Source organism: Edwardsiella ictaluri ATCC 33202, from assembly GCF_000264785.1.
Taxonomy (GTDB): domain Bacteria; phylum Pseudomonadota; class Gammaproteobacteria; order Enterobacterales; family Enterobacteriaceae; genus Edwardsiella; species Edwardsiella ictaluri.
Genome location: NZ_AFJI01000113.1, coordinates 21,150 through 38,252, shown reverse-complemented (window position 1 = coordinate 38,252; position 17,103 = coordinate 21,150). Strand labels below are relative to the sequence as shown.

14 protein-coding genes are annotated in these 17,103 nt (G+C 58.5%); 8 read left to right on the top strand and 6 right to left on the bottom strand.

Annotated elements, in window-relative coordinates:
- Window positions 1–14: 14 nt before the first annotated feature.
- Together brnQ and EIEH_RS16200 are read right to left on the bottom strand one after the other, a co-directional pair.
- Window positions 15–1,322: a branched-chain amino acid transport system II carrier protein gene (brnQ, locus tag EIEH_RS16205; RefSeq protein ID WP_015870423.1), complete on the bottom strand. Its 1,308-nt coding sequence runs from the start codon at window positions 1,320–1,322 to the stop codon at window positions 15–17.
- A 679-nt stretch (window positions 1,323–2,001) separates the two neighbouring features.
- Window positions 2,002–4,227, bottom strand: a complete 2,226-nt coding sequence (locus tag EIEH_RS16200) for an EAL domain-containing protein (protein ID WP_071525765.1) — start codon at window positions 4,225–4,227, stop codon at window positions 2,002–2,004.
- Between the two features lie 346 nt (window positions 4,228–4,573).
- Between EIEH_RS16200 and EIEH_RS16195 the strand changes: the two genes are divergently transcribed.
- The 5 genes from EIEH_RS16195 (at window position 4,574) to EIEH_RS16175 (ending at window position 12,895) form a co-directional block, all read left to right on the top strand.
- The gene (locus EIEH_RS16195; protein WP_081168412.1) at window positions 4,574–4,753 is read left to right on the top strand and encodes a YfgG family protein; all 180 of its coding nucleotides are present in this window, start codon (window positions 4,574–4,576) and stop codon (window positions 4,751–4,753) included.
- A 127-nt stretch (window positions 4,754–4,880) separates the two neighbouring features.
- Entirely contained in the window at window positions 4,881–6,332 is a 1,452-nt protein-coding gene (locus EIEH_RS16190) for a magnesium transporter (RefSeq protein WP_015870419.1), read from the top strand.
- 187 nt (window positions 6,333–6,519) lie between these two features.
- The gene (locus tag EIEH_RS16185) at window positions 6,520–9,531 is read left to right on the top strand and encodes a diguanylate cyclase domain-containing protein (RefSeq protein ID WP_035610356.1); all 3,012 of its coding nucleotides are present in this window, start codon (window positions 6,520–6,522) and stop codon (window positions 9,529–9,531) included.
- 33 nt (window positions 9,532–9,564) lie between these two features.
- Entirely contained in the window at window positions 9,565–10,917 is a 1,353-nt protein-coding gene (gene yegD / locus EIEH_RS16180; RefSeq protein WP_015870417.1) for a molecular chaperone, read from the top strand.
- A 610-nt stretch (window positions 10,918–11,527) separates the two neighbouring features.
- Entirely contained in the window at window positions 11,528–12,895 is a 1,368-nt protein-coding gene (locus EIEH_RS16175; protein WP_015870416.1) for an APC family permease, read from the top strand.
- 82 nt (window positions 12,896–12,977) lie between these two features.
- On the opposite strand, the gene EIEH_RS16170 is transcribed toward EIEH_RS16175, so the two are convergent.
- On the bottom strand, window positions 12,978–13,406 hold the full coding sequence (locus tag EIEH_RS16170; protein ID WP_015870415.1) for a TOBE domain-containing protein: 429 nt from the start codon (window positions 13,404–13,406) through the stop codon (window positions 12,978–12,980).
- 103 nt (window positions 13,407–13,509) lie between these two features.
- Entirely contained in the window at window positions 13,510–13,797 is a 288-nt protein-coding gene (locus tag EIEH_RS16165) for a DUF2623 family protein (RefSeq protein ID WP_015870414.1), read from the bottom strand.
- Window positions 13,798–13,973: 176 nt separating this feature from the next.
- Between EIEH_RS16165 and EIEH_RS16160 the strand changes: the two genes are divergently transcribed.
- Window positions 13,974–14,177, top strand: coding sequence for a hypothetical protein (locus EIEH_RS16160; RefSeq protein WP_035610351.1), 204 nt, complete (start codon window positions 13,974–13,976; stop codon window positions 14,175–14,177).
- A gap of 205 nt (window positions 14,178–14,382) precedes the next feature.
- Here EIEH_RS16160 and yjjG read toward each other — a convergent pair whose 3' ends face one another.
- The gene (gene yjjG, locus EIEH_RS16155; protein WP_035610348.1) at window positions 14,383–15,057 is read right to left on the bottom strand and encodes a pyrimidine 5'-nucleotidase; all 675 of its coding nucleotides are present in this window, start codon (window positions 15,055–15,057) and stop codon (window positions 14,383–14,385) included.
- Between the two features lie 694 nt (window positions 15,058–15,751).
- On the opposite strand from yjjG, the gene EIEH_RS20175 reads away from it, so the two are divergent.
- Window positions 15,752–15,829 (top strand): DUF4113 domain-containing protein, encoded by a 78-nt coding sequence (locus tag EIEH_RS20175; protein ID WP_071525767.1) that lies wholly within the window; start codon window positions 15,752–15,754, stop codon window positions 15,827–15,829.
- Between the two features lie 9 nt (window positions 15,830–15,838).
- Here EIEH_RS20175 and EIEH_RS16150 read toward each other — a convergent pair whose 3' ends face one another.
- Window positions 15,839–16,342: a hypothetical protein gene (locus EIEH_RS16150; RefSeq protein WP_035610345.1), complete on the bottom strand. Its 504-nt coding sequence runs from the start codon at window positions 16,340–16,342 to the stop codon at window positions 15,839–15,841.
- Between the two features lie 176 nt (window positions 16,343–16,518).
- Between EIEH_RS16150 and EIEH_RS16145 the strand changes: the two genes are divergently transcribed.
- Entirely contained in the window at window positions 16,519–16,983 is a 465-nt protein-coding gene (locus EIEH_RS16145) for a hypothetical protein (RefSeq protein ID WP_049640840.1), read from the top strand.
- The last annotated feature ends 120 nt before the right edge of the window (window positions 16,984–17,103 follow it).

The window sequence follows — 17,103 nt, the reverse complement described above, 5'->3', positions numbered from 1 at the left end:
GGCCACGCTTTACATCATGGCCGGGCGTGTGGCAACAGCCGATCGTACAGAGCGGCCAGCACCATCATCGCCAGCGACGGCGGCAGCCATGCCAGCCCCTGATCCGCCAGCGGCAGATGCTTACCCCATGCCGGCAGGGCCGCAAGCATGCCCGCACCGGTCAGCGCATCCAGAATACCAAACAGCAGACTTACCGCCATCACCGGCACAAAAACCCGCGGCGCACGGCGCCACCAGCGCAGGGTAAAGCTCAATACCACCAGCGCAATACAGGGCGGGTAAATGGCCGTCAGCACCGGGATCGAAATTTTGATAAGCAGGCTCAGCCCCAGATTGGAGACCACCATGGAGAACAGACCCAGCATAAACACCAGCGTGCGGTAGCTCAGGGGCAGATGCCCGGCAAAGAATTCGGCACAGGCACAGGTCAGGCCGATCGCCGTCACCATACAGGCGATGAAGATCAGCGCCGCCAGGAAGATAGCGCCCATGTTGCCGAAGGTGTGCTGTACATAGGCGTGCAGGATCACCGCGCCGTTCTGGGCATCCGGCACCAATACGCCGCTGTCTGACCCCAGCTTAAACAGGCTCAGATATACCAGCGTCAGCCCCAGACCGGCGATCAGGCCAGCCCAGATGGTGTAGCGCGTCAGCAGACGGGCATCACTGACGCCGCGCGAGCGGGCGGCGTTGACGATGACGATGCCAAACACCATGGCACCCAACGTATCCATGGTCAGATAGCCGCTGACAAAGCCCGTAGAGAATGGAATCTGGCGATACACCTCGGTCGCCGGAACCAAGTTGCCCGCGGGCCAGATCAACGCGGCAATCCCCAGGATCGCCAACGCAGCAATCTTCAGCGGCGCCAGAAAGTGGCCCACCGTATCCAGCAGTTTTCCCGGGTACAGCGAAATCATGACCACCAGCGCAAAATAGATCACGCTATAACCCAGCAGCGGCCACGTTCCCTCGCCGGTCAACGGAGCAATCCCGACCTCAAAGGAGACGGTGGTGGTCCGCGGGATGGCGAACAGCGGCCCGACCGCCAGATAGGCGATTGTCGCCAGCAGTAAGCCGGTACGACGGCCGAGCGGTGAACTGAGAGCGTCAATGCCACCCCCGACCTTGGCCAGCGCCACCACGGTCGCCACCGGCAGACCGACGGCGGTGATCAGGAAGCCCAGCGCAGCAATCCAGACATGTTCGCCGGACTGCAGCCCCACCATCGGTGGGAAAATAATGTTGCCAGCGCCGACAAACAGCGCAAAGGTCATAAAACCCAGCGCCAGGATATCTTTAGAGGTTAAACGATGCGTCATAATATGATGTCGTGATGCCTTAATTCTTAGGATATATCCGCTGTCCACAGCGCGCGGTGACCCGGTGGCACGCAGCGCTTGGAAAGCGTCACTATTTGGTATCGCGGGGGAAAAATCCTTGCGGATAGCAACAGAGAGTACTCTCTCTACTCTGGGGGAGCTTACCTCAGAATTGCGTCAGGACGGCAATTGCCCAGGTCCTTATACCGCATTTACATCCACACATACTACGCCGCGGGGAAACCGTGCACGTGCTCCGGTACAGAGCCGCCCAGCCCTGCCGCGCCCTGACGGCAACGGCATTCACGATCCCCATGCACGACCGACGTAATATAGCGATAGCAGTAATAAGTAAACACGTTACCGCCGGTAAAAGACAAGGATTAAATTCAACTGCGGAATCATTCTCCAGATAAATACACCAGCTTAGATAATGATTTGGAGTTATTGGAGTATGACCAGAGATAAATTGCCCCCATCGCTGGTGCACCCTGCCGGGGTTAGCGTAAAAAAACGCCGATGAAAAGCATTTTCATCTGTACACCCCCGCGGGGTATATAGCGTGGTCAACCCCCATGAAATCGTGAAAAAGTCGACACATTAAAATAGAAGAATCAAATTGATAACTGTCAATAGTCAGCACTTTTCCTCATTGCAAATAAAATAGCGTGATAAGCCGCTATTCTTTTGCTGTCTCCGTTGCTGTCAATAGCGCACTCAGCGGTACTGGCGCCCCGACCAGACGCCCCTGAATGGCGTCCACCCCCAGCTGCTTCAGGCGCGCGCGCTGGGCATCGCTATCCACCGCCCGGGCCACGACCGTCTGGCGCCTGAGATGGGCAACCTGGCACAGCGCCGTCACGATATACTGCTCTGCGCTGTGGGCCCCCAGACGCCGGCTCAGCGCGGGCGTCATTTGCAGAATATCGGCATCCAGGCTCTCCGGCTGCCCTCCGGCATGAACGAAATCGATACCGTTCAGGGCGATGTGGCACCCCTGCGCGCGCAGTGCGCTCAGCGCCGACGGCGCAGGCGCCAGCGCCGCCAGCTGCTCTGCCCGAAAAGTCAGGATCAGCTGCCAGGGCTCAATGCGGTACTGTCCCAGCACGCTCTCCAGCAGCGCCGGCAGCGTCGGCGGACTCAGGCCCGCGCAGGAGAGCGGAATGGCCACCCGGATCCCGGGCAGCTGCGCCCGATGCTGCCCGATAAAGGCGAGCGTATGGGTCAAGATCCAGCGATCGAGGGTGGCCGTCAGACCAAACTCCTCGGCGACGGGCAAAAAACTCTCCGGGCTCAGGTATCCCCCCTGCTCATCGACCATCTTCAGCAGGATCTCCTGATAACTCTCGCCGCGAAAGCCCTCGATGGGCTGGGCCGACAGGATAAAGCGATCGTTTTCCAACGCGCGCTGCAGCGTTCTCAGCAGGCTGGCCTTCCGGTCAATCCCCTGCTGCAGGCGGCGCTGATTCAGCGCCAGACTCTCCAGCCGTCCGCTGTCCAGCGACTGCTCCGCCATGGCGCTCAGCTCACCTATCAGGCTATACAGCGCCTCAACCGTCCCCGGAACGCTGCAGTAGCTCAGCCCCAGCTGACGCTGCAACGGCAGCCCATTCCACTGCAGGCGAAAGGCGTGCGCCACCTGCTCCAGACGGCGCAGCGTCTGCTGCGCACGCCCGGGCTCAAGGCGGATCAACAGGTCATAGCCGGGCAGATGGTACACCCGCTCATCGGCATGCAGCACCGCCCGAAACGCAGCCGCCAGGCGCTGCTTATAGCTCAGGCGCAGCTGCATACCATAGGTTCGGCACAGGGTATCCAGGCTGGAGATGCGTATAAAACACAGTACCGAACGGCCATAATGCTGAAGATCCTGCTCCAGGCAGCCGACGTTGGGCAGCTGCACCACCGGATCGATCATCGCCGCCCGGCGCATATAGCGGTACAGGCGACGCTGCCTGCCATTGATCGCCGCCATCAGGATCACCGTCAGGGTAAACACGATCAGCATGGCGGTAACAAAACAGATATTGCGGCCCAGATCGTCCGGCTCAACATAGCCTTCATAGTTGAACAGCAGGATCATCACCGCCACCGACCAGACCTGCGTACTCAGCAGATAGCCATAGCGCATGGCGCCAAAAATCATCACCGGCAGCAACAGCGCCAACGTATAGTCGGTAAACAGAATGCTGCCCTGCGCCTGCGCACGGATGCACAGCAGGGCGATCATCACAGCAACGACACCGCCCCAGAGACAGAACTCCCATCCCGTGGCATCGCCCGTTTTTTCCCGTCGGCAGCGACTGCGCATCACCTGCCAGTAGCGCGGGCGGCGCAGCAGACGCAGCAGGTGATAATAGAGCGGAGCACCCACCAGCGCACCCAGCACCATCCCCTGATAGTTGGTCAACGTACTCAGCGAAAAGGGGAGCCGTTCGGCGAAAAAGGGATGCCCGGAGAACATCCCCATGGTGACCACTATCTGGGTCAACAGAATGAACAGCAGAGGAAACATGCCCGCGAGCCAGAACAGGCGCGGCAGCATCAGATGGGGTTTGGTCAGCCCGGCGCGCCAGCGGAGCCCGGCATGCTGGGTATATCCCCACCAGCAGAGCAGCAGCGTCAGGCTGAAGGGCAGCCCAACCGCCAACAGCGGTGTCATACCATAGGCGAGGTAGAGCGTCGCCAGCGTCACGATCATCATCGGCGCCAGAATACGGCTACCGAACAGAAAACTCAGCGCCAGCGCGGCAGCGGGCAGCAGGGCGATAAGGTATGCCTGGCCGTTTGGCAGGATCACCCGCGGTGAGTACAGAATACTGAGTGGAATAACCAACAGGGCGAACAGCAACGGTTCTCCCCAGCGGGACCAGCCCGATATGGTGCGACACTTATCTGCTTTCATGGAAACGGCTTAATCACTGCCCTTATCGCTCATCGCTACTCTCCGACAGATGCGAATAGCGCGCCCTGTCATACCCCGATCGCTCTATTTAGTCACCCTGCGATGGTATCATGAAAAGCACGGCAGAAAAATCTGCCCACCGCCTTGAGACCACAGCGAAACTCACCGCACCAGCGCAATAATCATCAATATTTTTATCTAATAAAGCACTTCATCATATTCAGGCCGCGGTTACCGGGAGATAATACCGATATCGTCGGCCATTGACGCCTGCCCGTTACTGTGCCTAAATCATCCTATAACTCCGAATAAGAGACCCTACGTTTTAATGATGATGACCCACAAGATGAAACGACGAACCAACATACGCATGACCCGGATCGTATTGCTGATAAGCTTCATCATTCTGTTTGGCCGTCTGCTGTATGCCTCTATCGGTGCGCTGAACCATCACCGCAGCCAACAGAACTCCCCCGTAGAACAGTCGCAACCCGTAACCCAGAGCAACACCGAAAGCCGCCGCTGAACGTTCCCGCACGCCCCGCGATCTCCCCGTTGCATCCCCCGGCGGTGGAACTGATAATGGCAGATTACCGCTGTCCGTCGGACTCCCATTAACCCCATTGATAAGCCATCACAAGGATTGAGCCACGATGTCCGCCACCGTTACCCTCAATGCAGAGCAGCGTGCGCAGACGCGTACGCGTATTCTGCAGATCCTGCTGACGGAACAGGCCGTTAGCGATGGTCTGCTCGGCCGTCTGGACGATCCCCATCTGCTCAACGATCCGCAGCTGCTGGATGCCAGTGCCGAGATCCGACAGGCAGCACGCACGCTGCCAGCCGACGATCTCAGCGATATCCTCTGCGCCCTGCCCTGCGATCGACGCCTGGCACTCTGGTCGCAGCTGAACCAGGACCAACAGGCGCAGGTGCTGGCCAATGGCGATCCCTGCCTATGGCCAGAGCTGACGGCAACCCTGAGCGACAAGGCTCTGCTGCAAACGCTGCAGTCCCTGCCACTGGAGCAGCGCATCCTACTCGGTCGTCAGCTGCCGCAGCCACTGATGGGGCGCATGCTCACCCTGATGGAGGGCGAACAGCGTAATCGCGCGCGCACCCTGCTGAGCTACGCGCTGCACAGCGTCGGCGCCCAGATGACGCTGGATACGGAAGCCCACAGCGTGCGTCAGGATATGGCCCTGCTGCTGCTGCTGCAGTGGCTACGCCAGCGACCGCCACTGCCCGCTGGCAGCGATCGGCTGTTTGTCACTGACGGCAATGGCCGCCTGTGCGGCGAGCTGCCCCTGACCACCCTGCTGGCCGCCGCGCCAGATGGCCACGTCGCCGATATCATGCTACCGCCGCCCCAGAGCCTGCATCCCGATGATAATGCGCCCGACGCCGCCGCCATGCTGATACGCGAGAGGCGCGCCTGCGTCCCGGTCACCGACGATAAGGGTATGCTGCTGGGGCAGTTTAACCTGATCCAGGCGGCGCAGTGCCTGCAGCGTCATCACGGGCAGCACCTGTTCCGCCTGGCTGGCCTGAGCCACGATGAGGATCTGTTCGCCCCGATAACCCGCAGCCTGCGCGCCCGTGCACTCCCGCTGACGGGGATCTGCGCGCTGGCGCTGCCCGCCGCCCTGCTCAGCGCCGGCCTCAGCCCACTGCTGGGCCAGTGGCCGATGCTGACCCTGCTGCTGCCCCTGCTGATGCTCCTGTGCGCCAACGGCGCATGGCAAAGCGCCACCGTTGCCCAGCGCGCCCTAAACCGGCGACACCTGCTGCGCGCCAACGCGGCGCCGATCGTGGTGCGTGAACTGGGCGTCGCGCTGCTGGAGGGACTGTTCATCGGCAGCCTGCTCGGCGTTGTCGGCGGACTCTACTACCAGGATGTACAGATAGGCAGCCTGGTGGTACTGATCACCGTTGTGACCATGATGCTGTCCGCCCTGCTTGGGGTTCAGCTGCCGCGCCTGCTGGCCTGGCTGGGGGGGCGACAGCGACAGCCCAGCATGGCGCTGATCGGCACCCTGAGCGGCAGCCTCGCCTGCCTGCTGCTGCTGCTGCTGGCCTGGCTGTTTTTAGGGGGCATCGTGTAGCCCAACGACGCGGCGACAGCCCGGCGGAAAACAGAAAATTGCGTACGATTTTAATCGGCTGAGGCCTGGATTTTACGTCGGCGCAACAACCCGACACTATACTGAGGAAAATCATTTCACGGCCTCAGTGGCAACACCTCCACGGGCCGTGCGTTGGATACACTTTTTGGTCATCAGGGGCAGTCATATGGCAAGCTATTCACCGTGTATCCATGATGAGGTACACCCCGCCCCGTGGCAGCTGATGCTGTTTGCCGCTGTAACCTATCTGCTGGCGCTGGTAAGCCTGTTGCTGATCCGCAGTGACGCGGCACTGCCGTCGCTGTGGCTACCGACGGCGGCAACCACCGCTGTCCTGTTTCACTGTCGGCGACGGGACTGGCCCCTCCTGATGGGCATTGCCCTGCCCGCCAGCCTGCTCCCGCTGCTCCTGCACCCCACCTATTTTCCTCCGCTGCACTATGGCCTCCCCCACGCCCTGATCGATCAGCTGCAGGCACTGCTCAGTGCGCTGGCGCTGCGTCGCTGCCTACACGGGAGCTCCCCCTTGGGCAACCTGGTCCAGTGGGCTTACTTTATCCTGATCGCCGTGCTGGCCATTCCACTGCTGTGCGCCACCCTGGCCGCGGGCCTCGCCACGCTACTGCACCGGGATGCCTTCCCCGGCAGTGCCGGATTCGCCTTTATGGCTGACGCGCTGGGGATGCTGGCGCTCACCCCGCTCGGACTGCTGGCCAGGCCGGCGGGCGGCCTGAAGCGCCTCTCCCCGCTAAAGACGATCCTTATTCTGTTGATAACATTGGTAAGTGGTTACTATGCGCTGCCGCTGCTGCCATACCCCTTTACCTTTATTCTTATGCCGCTGTTGTGGGCCGCCGTCGCGCTGCCGCTATGGCCAGCGTTCCTGATTTTTTGCTGCACGGCACTGCTGCTGTGCGCCCAGATGAACAGCCATGCCGTCGCCATCACCAGCACCCCCCCCCTGCTGCTGTATATACCGATCCTGCTGGTGCTGCTGCCGGCCCATGCCATCGCCATCCAGACGCATGCCTACCGCCGCGAGAGCCAGCGTCTGGAGGAGAACGAAACCCGGCTGCGCAACGTCATGGAGTATTCCGCTATCGGTACGGCCCTGATCGACCTGCGCGGACGCTGGATACAGTTCAACCCGGCGCTGTGCCGCATGCTGGGCTACGATGCGGCTATCCTGCAACGTTTGCGCTATCGCAGCCTGATCTACCCGCCGGACAGGCTGAGCGATAAACGTCAGCTGGCCGATCTGCTGGCCGGCCATATCGACAGCTATACCCTGGAAAAGCGCTACGTGCACCGCAGCGGGCGGATTATCTGGACGCTGCTGACCGTCTCGCTGGTGCGCCCGCCGCAGGCGGAGGTGCTCTACTTTGTGGCGCAGATGAAAGAGATTAACGACATCAAGCATAACGAGCGCCAAAAGCAGCGGCTACTGGATACCCTGCATCAAGAGCGTGAGCGCTTACACATCACGCTGAGCGCCATTGGCGAAGCGGTGATCAGCACCGACCCCCAGCAGATAGTCCGTTTCATGAACCCCAGTGCAGAGAAGATGACCGGCTGGGCACAAAGCCGGGCGATCGGACGGCCCCTGGGGCAGATCGTTACCCTGCAGGACAGCGTCAGTGGCGCTGCCCTCCCGGTACTGCGCCCAGCGGACGAAGGGAGCGGCGGCGCGGAGAGCGACGGCGTGCGCCTGATCAGCCGCACAGGGCAACGCTACGAAATACAGAGCCGGGTTGCCGAACTGCGCCACAGCGACGGCGTGATGCTGGGCTATGTCGTGGTTTTTCAGGACGTCAGCGAGACGCGAACCCTGCTGCGCCAACTCTCCTATAGCGCGCAGCACGATCCGCTGACCGGCCTGCCAAACCGGGTCAGCTTCGAGCAGGCTCTGCGCCGTGCGCTGCGCTCCGCCATCGATTCGCCACGACATCACGTCCTGGTCTTCCTCGACCTCGATTATTTTAAGGCCATCAACGACAGCGTGGGCCACGCCGCCGGCGATACCCTGCTGCAAAACATCGCCCAGATGATGCGCTCCCTGCTGCGTCCCCAGGACACCCTGGCCCGCCTGGGGGGCGATGAGTTTGCCATGATCCTCAACGACTGCGATATCGCCCAGGGAAAGCGCATGGTCGAGCAGCTGATCCATAAGATCGCCGCCTACCGCTTTTACTGGCAGGGGGGAGTGTATCGCATTGGTGCCAGCGCGGGGCTGACCCTCCTGTGGCACCGCAACGTCCTCGCCGATGAGGTTATCAACCAGGCTGATGCCGCCTGTTATATGGCCAAGCGCAGCGGGCGTGGGCTGACTTTCTGCCACCAGGGCGACACTCTCCGCCACCCTCCTCACGGCGTACATGAGCCGGATGCCGCCCAGCTCAACGCGCTGTTGGCGGCGCAACCCATTACCCTGCTGTTGCGCGCCGTCTGCCCACGCAGTGCCCCCCGGCAGATCCTATTTTATCTGCTGGATCCCGAAGCGCGCCGTCCGGACGGCTCACCGCTCAGCCCCCCTGCGCTGGCGACGGCCTGCCTGCGTCACCAGCGCCAACAGGATATCGAGCGCTGGCTGTTCAGCCAGCTACTGATCCGCCACGCCCCCGCCTTACGCCAACAGCCGCTGGCGCTGGCCGTTTCGCTCTCCACCGCCAGCCTGTGTCAGCCAACGTTTGTCAGCTGGCTGTGCGACACGCTGCGCAGCTCCCCGCTGCCCGCCCGCCAGCTGCTGCTGCGTCTGGAGGAGAGCGCACTGATCGAACATCAGGCTCAAACCGCCCCGGCGCTGAGCGCCCTGCATCACTGTGGCTGTCGGCTGATTGCCGAAGGCTTTGAGCACCGTCTGGAGAATATCGCCGGTCTGGAGCACAGCCCGGTAGAGTACCTGCTGATCAGCAGCGAACGGGTTGCCCACGCCAACCATATGGACGGGATCATGCTGTCGCGGCTGCACACTCAGGCCCGCAGCTGCGGCCTGCAAACCATCGCCGGCCCCGCCGAGCTGCCCGCCACACTGGCCACCCTGAACCTACTGGGTATCGATCTGCTGTTTGGCAGCAGCGTTCATCCCACGCTCACGCTGCCCCGGCTGCTGACATATCTGGACAGTGGAGCGACGGCCGACGACAGCGCCCCCATTGCCGGGAACGCCACAATGCAGTAAAGTCGCCGCCCTTCACCGGCATGGGAAACAACGATGTATATTGGTTTTGACTATGGCACCGCCAACTGTTCTGTGGCGGTCATGGACGGCGGGCAGATCCGTATGCTGCCGCTGGAGCAGGACTCACCCTACCTGCCATCAATGCTGTGCGCACCGACGCGCGATGCGGTCAGCGAATGCCTGCACCGGCACTGGCACATCCCCACCGGCAGCGATGAGAATCAGCGTCTGCTGCAGCGCGCCGTCGCCGCCAATCGCGAAGAGGATATTCACGTCGATGCAGACAGCCTGCAGTTTGGCCTACAGGCGCTGCACAGCTACAACCGCGACCCGCAGGACGTGTACTTTGTAAAGTCGCCCAAGTCATTTCTGGGCGCCAATGGGCTTAAAGAGCAGCAGATAGCCCTGTTTGAGGATTTGGTCTGCGCCATGATGGCGCACATTCGCCGCCGGGGTGAAGCCTCTCTGCAACGGCCCATCGAGCAGGCCGTCATCGGCCGTCCGATCAACTTCCAGGGCAGCGGCGGCGATGAGGCCAACGCGCAGGCCCAGGGGATACTGGAGCGCGCCGCGCGCCGCGCCGGACTGCGCGACATCGCGTTTGAGTTCGAGCCGGTCGCCGCCGGACTGGACTTTGAGGCGACCCTAACCGATGAACGGCGGGTGCTGGTTGTCGATATCGGCGGCGGAACCACCGACTGCTCTGTCCTGCTGATGGGGCCACGCTGGCGCGCCATGCAGGATCGCAGCCAAAGCCTGCTGGGCCACAGCGGCTGCCGCATCGGCGGTAACGATCTCGACATCATGCTGGCCTTTCGTCAGCTGATGCCGCTGCTGGGTGCCGGCAGCAGTACCCTCAAGGGGATCGCCCTGCCATCGCTGCCCTACTGGAATGCCGTCGCCATCAACGATGTTCCGGCGCAGAGCGACTTTTACAGCGCAGCCAATGGGCGGCTGCTGCGCGAGCTGGTGCGCGATGCCAGCCAGCCGCAGCAGGTAGAACGCCTATTGCAGGTCTATCGCGATCGCCTGAGCTACCGGCTGGTACGCTGCGCCGAAGAGGGGAAAATCGCCCTGTCGCAGCAGCCCCACTGCCGCGTCGCACTGGATTTCATTGCGTCGGGACTGGAGACGACCCTGCACGACGAGGCGCTGGCGGCCGCCATTACCCAGCCGCTGGCGCGGATTCAGGAGCAGGTCAGCGCGGCGCTGGCGGTCAGTGCCATCACCCCGGACGTCATCTATCTGACCGGCGGCAGCGCCCGCTCCCCGCTGATCCGCCGCGCTCTGGCGCAGCAGCTGCCCGGCATCCCGCTGGCCGGCGGCGACGACTTTGGCTCGGTGACCGCCGGACTGGCACGCGCGGCGCAGCGGCGCTACGGCTAACCGCTTTCCCGCCGCCGATATCGGCGGCGGAAATCCGGTAGGTTAATAGTGTTTTATGTCAATTTATTTCAGATAAACCGATTAAACCCGGCTATCTGTACCTAAAGCGGAATACTATTAAATAAATTAAATAAAAAACAACAATTTAATAACCAGCTTTCAGGTGGAAAATAAATTTAATAAAGCACATTCATCGCTTGTCATCCCAGATGGAGTACGGCAGAATACGCGCCCTGCGAATAGCCGATGTTTTACGTTGTGTCATTAAGTAAAGACCAATGGACGTCGGTTATTTTTTTGTCGTGCAAAAAATTAAGCAGATGAATGAGGCCGGCCTTCGACCGGACATTATAATATCTATTTATGCGGTTCCCCCGCATGTTGACTGAGGAAATCTAGATGGGGCAATCATTCGCTTTCGCACCGGGCTTCACCGGTATGCGCTGCAGCAGCAGCGACTATGGGGCAGGCGCGCCGTTTTCCGCACGCGCTTCTTTATCCCGTCCCCTCTTTGAATATCCTTCATCCCGTTTCACACGAAGTTTTCCTGTGACTTCTCCGCTTTGCGCTTCATCAAATCAAAACGTCGAGAGCATGGGAGGACTGCGTCATGGCTGCTAATTCCGCCGCTTCACAAAACCGCGTTCAGCTGCGCAAGACCCTGACCCTGGTACAGGTAGTCATGATGGGCCTGGCATACCTGCAGCCGATGACCATCTTTGATACCTTCGGTATCGTCAGTGGACTGACCAACGGTCACGTTGCCACCTCTTATGCTATTGCGCTGATTGCCATCCTGTTTACGGCGATCAGTTACGGAAAGCTGGTTAAACGCTTCCCGTCCGCCGGCTCGGCCTATACCTACGCGCAGAAGGCGATCAGCCCGCACGTCGGCTTTATGGTGGGCTGGTCTTCCCTGCTTGATTATCTGTTTATGCCGATGATCAACATCCTGCTGGCCAAAATTTACCTGGAAGCGATTTTCCCCGGCGTGCCGTCGTGGATTTTCGTGCTGGCACTGGTCACCATGATGACGCTGTTCAACCTGCGCGGCATTAACCTGGTCGCCAACCTGAACACCGGCATCGTGATCGTGCAGGTCGCTATCATGATTATCTTCCTCGGTCTGGTGGTGCACGGCATCACCCAGGGCGAAGGTGCCGGCACCCTGCTCAGCAGCCGTCCGTTTGTCTCAGAGGATGCCCACCTGATCCCGATGATCACCGGTGCCACCATACTCTGCTTCTCGTTCCTCGGCTTTGACGGCATCAGCTCCCTGTCGGAAGAGACCCCGGACGCCGGACGCGTTATCCCGAAAGCCATCTTCCTGACGGCGCTGATCGGCGGCATCATCTTTATCGTGGTCTCTTATTTCCTGCAGCTGTACTTCCCGGATATCTCCCGCTTCAAAGATCCGGATGCCTCACAGCCAGAGATCATGCTGTACGTGGCCGGTAAATTCTTCCAGTCCATCATTCTGGTCTTCTCCTGCGTAACCGTATTGGCTTCAGGGATGGCGGCACACGCCGGGGTCTCGCGCCTGATGTACGTGATGGGCCGCGATGGGGTATTCCCGGAGCGTTTCTTCGGCTACATTCATCCCAAATGGCGTACACCGGCCTTTAACGTCCTGCTGGTCGGGGCCATCGCGCTGTCTGCGGTCTCCTTTGACCTGGTCACGGCCACCGCACTGATTAACTTCGGCGCGCTGGTGGCCTTTACCTTCGTCAACCTGTCGGTTATCTCGCAGTTCTATATCCGTGAACGCCGCAACCGCACGCTGAAGGAGACCTTTGCCTACCTGATCCTGCCGCTGATCGGCGCGGCAACCGTCGGGGTGCTGTGGATGAATCTTGAGGCCAGCTCCATGACGCTGGGCCTGGTATGGGCGGCCATCGGCCTTGGCTATCTGGCCGTACTGACCCGCCGCTTCCGTCAGCCGCCACCGCAGTATCAGGATGCAGAGACCGCACAGTAAAGCCTGTTACCTCCGCAGCCACTGCGTAAAACGTAAAAAAGCGCCCCCGGGGCGCTTTTTTTATCTCACGGCAACCGCGTCGCTACTGACGTACCGCCAGCAGCACACTGGAGGCCTTCACCAGCGCAATAACCCGGCTACCGGCGCGCAGATCCATGCTGTCCGCACTCTCGTTGGTCACGATAGAGACCAGCGTCAGACCGCTGTCGCTCTTCAGCTCGACAGTGGTATTCACCGCGCCGTGCTGCAGTGCCATGACCTCGCAGGGGAACTGGTTACGCGCCGAAAACCTCAGACCGCAGGTTTCAGAGGCCAGCATCACCCAAGGCGCCTTGATCAGCGCAATGGCTTCTTTACCCTGCGCCAGCCCCATGGCGTCGCGGCTGCTGCAGGTGACGACCGCCACCAGCTTTTCCCCACCGCTCAGCGTCAGCTCAACCTCATCATTCACCGCCCCTTCCGCCAAGGCTGAAATGGTTCCCTGCAACTGATTGCGGGCAGATACGGTCATTTTTTTCTCCTATCAGATCGTGAATACCGAGAATGAATGTCGGTATAGCCTAACAGAGTCACCGGTATCAGTGCGTCCTCATTGCAGTAGATTACGATCTGGATCAGATTCGCTCATAACCGGTGTAGTAATAGCGCTGCAGCTGGCTATCCTCACCGCTGAGAAAAAACCCGGCGATGGCGTCGCGCTCCAGACCATACAGGCGGGCCCGCTCACCGGCACGACAGGCGGCCATATAGCGATTATCGATGCGCCTGGCAAAGCTGTAGGAAAATCCGCACACATAGCCACGCCGATAGTCAAAGCAGCGCCGCCGCATCTCACCGGCGCCACAGGGCTCGTAGCACTTTACGCCGTCCATTACCCCATCGCCAAAGTGGTTCTTTCCCATACTCTCCTCCAGTCCGCACGACCATTCGGTATATACAAGAATATACAACGAGTAAAGGATTGGATGCCATACCCGAAAAGGAGCAGAGAATACTGCTATCGCTACTCCACGCTGCGCCAAGAAATCGGTATAATCGGCGCCGGTCTATCACCAATCCATCAACACGAGGTATTTCTATGGCAGACGAATTTGACAACGCCAGCGCACTGGAAGAACTGGAACGCGATCTGGCGCTGGCCAACCGTCACAAACCCAGCATGGCGCCTACCGGGTATTGCTACAACTGTCACGCACCGATCCAGACAGGAAACTTCTGCGACAGCGACTGCTGCGAAGACTGGCAAAAAGTACAGTGGGCCAAATCCCAGCGCCAGCGCTAGCCCCCTCTTCCTGCGCACAACGCCGACGATACCCATCGCGGCGCCCGCTTCACTGACCTGCGGCATCATTCGGCAGGCTGCCTGTACACCTATCCGTTTGGGACTCTCCGTGCCATACGCACGCGATCGGCTATTGCTTATTGCCGCACGTCAGAGCGGGACCATGGCTCGCCGCCTCCCGCAAGGGACGGCGCCGTAGCCACGATCAGGCCAGCAAAATCTGCTGCAGCTCGCGCAGCGACCCGACCTGATAGCTGGGCGTGATCCCCTGCGGAGCCGGCACATCGCGGGTATTCAGCCAGCAGGTATCAATACCGGCATTGATACCACCCAGAATATCGGAGTGTGGGTTATCCCCCACCATCAGGATCTGCTCGCGCGGGGGATTATCCATTAAGGTAAAGGCATGCTCAAAAATCGCCACGTCCGGCTTGGCAACCCCGACCTCCTCCGATACCACCAGGGCAGCAAAGGCATCGCTCAGGCCGGTACGCTGCAGACGCTCATTCTGCATGGCGGTAAAGCCGTTGGTTATGATACCCATCCGTACCCGTCCACGCAGGGAGAGTACCAGCTCGCGGGCGCCCGGCAGCGGCTCGCAGATCTCCGTCATCGCCTGCACAAAGGCATCATTGATGGCACAGGCTGTCATATTGAGGCGCCGGGCCCAGCTCTCAAACCGAACCTCCTGCAGCTGGCGCGAAGTGATCCGTCCCTCCTGATAATCCACCCATAGCGGCTGATTCACCGCCTCATAGATCTGATAATCCTCTACGCTGAAATCGATATTAAAGCGGGAAAACATCAGCCGCAGTCCTTGATAGGCATCAAAGCGGAACAGCGTTTCATCCGCATCAAATAAAATCCAACTGTATTTCATGTCGCTCACTTTTCACCCGACTCCACCTGCGCGCCCACGCCGCGGCATACGAAGGCAAAGAGGCGATGATCATCACACGCCCGCCTGACCCCGTTTGACGCAATACGCAGACAACGCTCCCTGCAACCAGCGTATCCTGACGCAAAACCGCAGGCTATTGTGCCACAGAATGGGCAGTGCACCTTACGCAACGGTAAAACGCAGCCCGAAAAAACACCAAAGATGCCCGATGCGACAGGCGCATCAGCGATGCCCCTGCCTGCCGGTAATGCCTGTCGGCGAAAAAGCCAATCTGCAGCGGTTTATCCGCTGTTTTTTACCTCAGGAACAACACGCTGTTTGCCCTGGCAGCCGGTATCTGGCGTAGTCGTCCCCCATCCGCTGTCATCCTCCGCTGACTCGGGGCAGGATATAAACGCCGGATCACCCCGGCCAGATCACGGTCACAGCGGTTAGGATAGGCGCCGGGCAGTCCGCTCATATGCAACAGCGTATGCGTCAGGTGCGCCAGCTACCTCTAAGGGGAAGGCCACCGGTTCGAATTAAGCCTGTAACATCATTAAAATCAATTTGTTATTATATAATCATCCCTTGTTGAACACCTGCTTTTAGCAAGGGGCCCAACAACAAACACGCTATAGGGCAGATATACACATCTTGCTCAACGTTTAATCCAGCTCTCTTTTTCGCACACATGATGATAAAGCGCGAATACCTGAGTCCGTGCTATACCACGTCGTGCTCTGATATTTTAGTGGTGAGCTACCAGTAACATACTATTTTAATTTAAAACGCTAAACTGCTCATTGAGTTGTTGAATTTGAGCCGCAGTAGCATACCCCTTACTTTTCAACCAACTCGTACAAGGCTCACTCTTCAGGCACATAACCAGGCTAACACTGACATCTTGGAATGCCCGGATTGTTTTGCGCTGCTCCCTATTTAACATATTCATATCCGCCCCCCTCTTTTTGAAATTAATCAGAACATCAAAGTAATCTATCATCGTTTTAACATAGGAGTACCCATTCACATAAAACAGCTTATTTGCGTAAGTAAAACCTATCCTACCTAGACAATTTTCACTCTCACTACCTTTATTTTTAGGGCACGCTAACATTTCTCTATGTGCCTTGGTGATATCTGCGATGAAATAAAAAGGACTGTTCTCAAGACGGGCAACAACTTTATAATCAATGGCAGCAGCAGGTAGTAATCTGACAGCATTTGGGAAAAGCTTATTACATAGCCCTAACACAACTATTAGCGTAATCACCTTGTACATAACACCTCCGTAAAATCACAGCATACATAATACAAATCAACCTTGCTTCAAGCATTATAAAAGTTATTTCCCTATACCTCATCATTAAAACTAACATTTTGATGATGGTATAATCCTAACAATAGGATAAGATAATAGATGTCAATCATCGCTCAAATGAAATGAATGGAATTAAAATGCGAAACATCCTATCGCTCGGATTAGCATCTGTATTAACTTTAGCCACCTCAGCTCACGCAGCAGCGCCAAACTACTGGTATTTATTTTCAACCAAAGGATTTGATGTCTATAAAATAACCGACCAGCAAGGTTTAACACTGACGATCACCTGTGCTGAAGGCTATGGCAGTTCAGATAACTCCGTAGAATTAGCTAAGGGTTCGAAAAGCATCGGCAAAGAGCTTACTTTGGTCATGGATGACGTCCCTTTTGATATACCTACCGACACGTACACCACAAACGATGATGCTGTCACTTGGGAAAATTTTTTCACATCATTAAAAGACACCAAAGAAATTACCGTGTACACCAACAATAAAAAGGTCGCCTTTTTTCATCTGAATGCAAAAAACACAAGTAAAATTTTTAGTAAAGCGGAATGCCGCGCAAAGAAAAACTGGGAAGCATACCTGAACATGTAACAATTTCATAAAGCTCTCAGCACATATTATATTTGCTTGGGAGCTTTATTTATCACCGTATTTGATATGCATCGCCTTCCGGTAGCTGAATGATCGGCCCAGCATTAAGTAGATCGCAGA

Coding starts and splice junctions, on each gene's coding strand:
- EIEH_RS16175 (WP_015870416.1), top strand. CDS start 11,528: ATGGCTGCTAATTCCGCCGCTTCACAAAACCGCGTTCAGCTGCGCAAG.
- yjjG (WP_035610348.1), bottom strand. CDS start 15,057: ATGAAATACAGTTGGATTTTATTTGATGCGGATGAAACGCTGTTCCGC.
- brnQ (WP_015870423.1), bottom strand. CDS start 1,322: ATGACGCATCGTTTAACCTCTAAAGATATCCTGGCGCTGGGTTTTATG.
- EIEH_RS16150 (WP_035610345.1), bottom strand. CDS start 16,342: ATGTACAAGGTGATTACGCTAATAGTTGTGTTAGGGCTATGTAATAAG.
- EIEH_RS16195 (WP_081168412.1), top strand. CDS start 4,574: ATGAAACGACGAACCAACATACGCATGACCCGGATCGTATTGCTGATA.
- EIEH_RS20175 (WP_071525767.1), top strand. CDS start 15,752: ATGATGATAAAGCGCGAATACCTGAGTCCGTGCTATACCACGTCGTGC.
- EIEH_RS16200 (WP_071525765.1), bottom strand. CDS start 4,227: ATGAAAGCAGATAAGTGTCGCACCATATCGGGCTGGTCCCGCTGGGGA.
- EIEH_RS16190 (WP_015870419.1), top strand. CDS start 4,881: ATGTCCGCCACCGTTACCCTCAATGCAGAGCAGCGTGCGCAGACGCGT.
- EIEH_RS16170 (WP_015870415.1), bottom strand. CDS start 13,406: ATGACCGTATCTGCCCGCAATCAGTTGCAGGGAACCATTTCAGCCTTG.
- EIEH_RS16160 (WP_035610351.1), top strand. CDS start 13,974: ATGGCAGACGAATTTGACAACGCCAGCGCACTGGAAGAACTGGAACGC.
- EIEH_RS16165 (WP_015870414.1), bottom strand. CDS start 13,797: ATGGGAAAGAACCACTTTGGCGATGGGGTAATGGACGGCGTAAAGTGC.
- EIEH_RS16185 (WP_035610356.1), top strand. CDS start 6,520: ATGGCAAGCTATTCACCGTGTATCCATGATGAGGTACACCCCGCCCCG.
- yegD (WP_015870417.1), top strand. CDS start 9,565: ATGTATATTGGTTTTGACTATGGCACCGCCAACTGTTCTGTGGCGGTC.
- EIEH_RS16145 (WP_049640840.1), top strand. CDS start 16,519: ATGCGAAACATCCTATCGCTCGGATTAGCATCTGTATTAACTTTAGCC.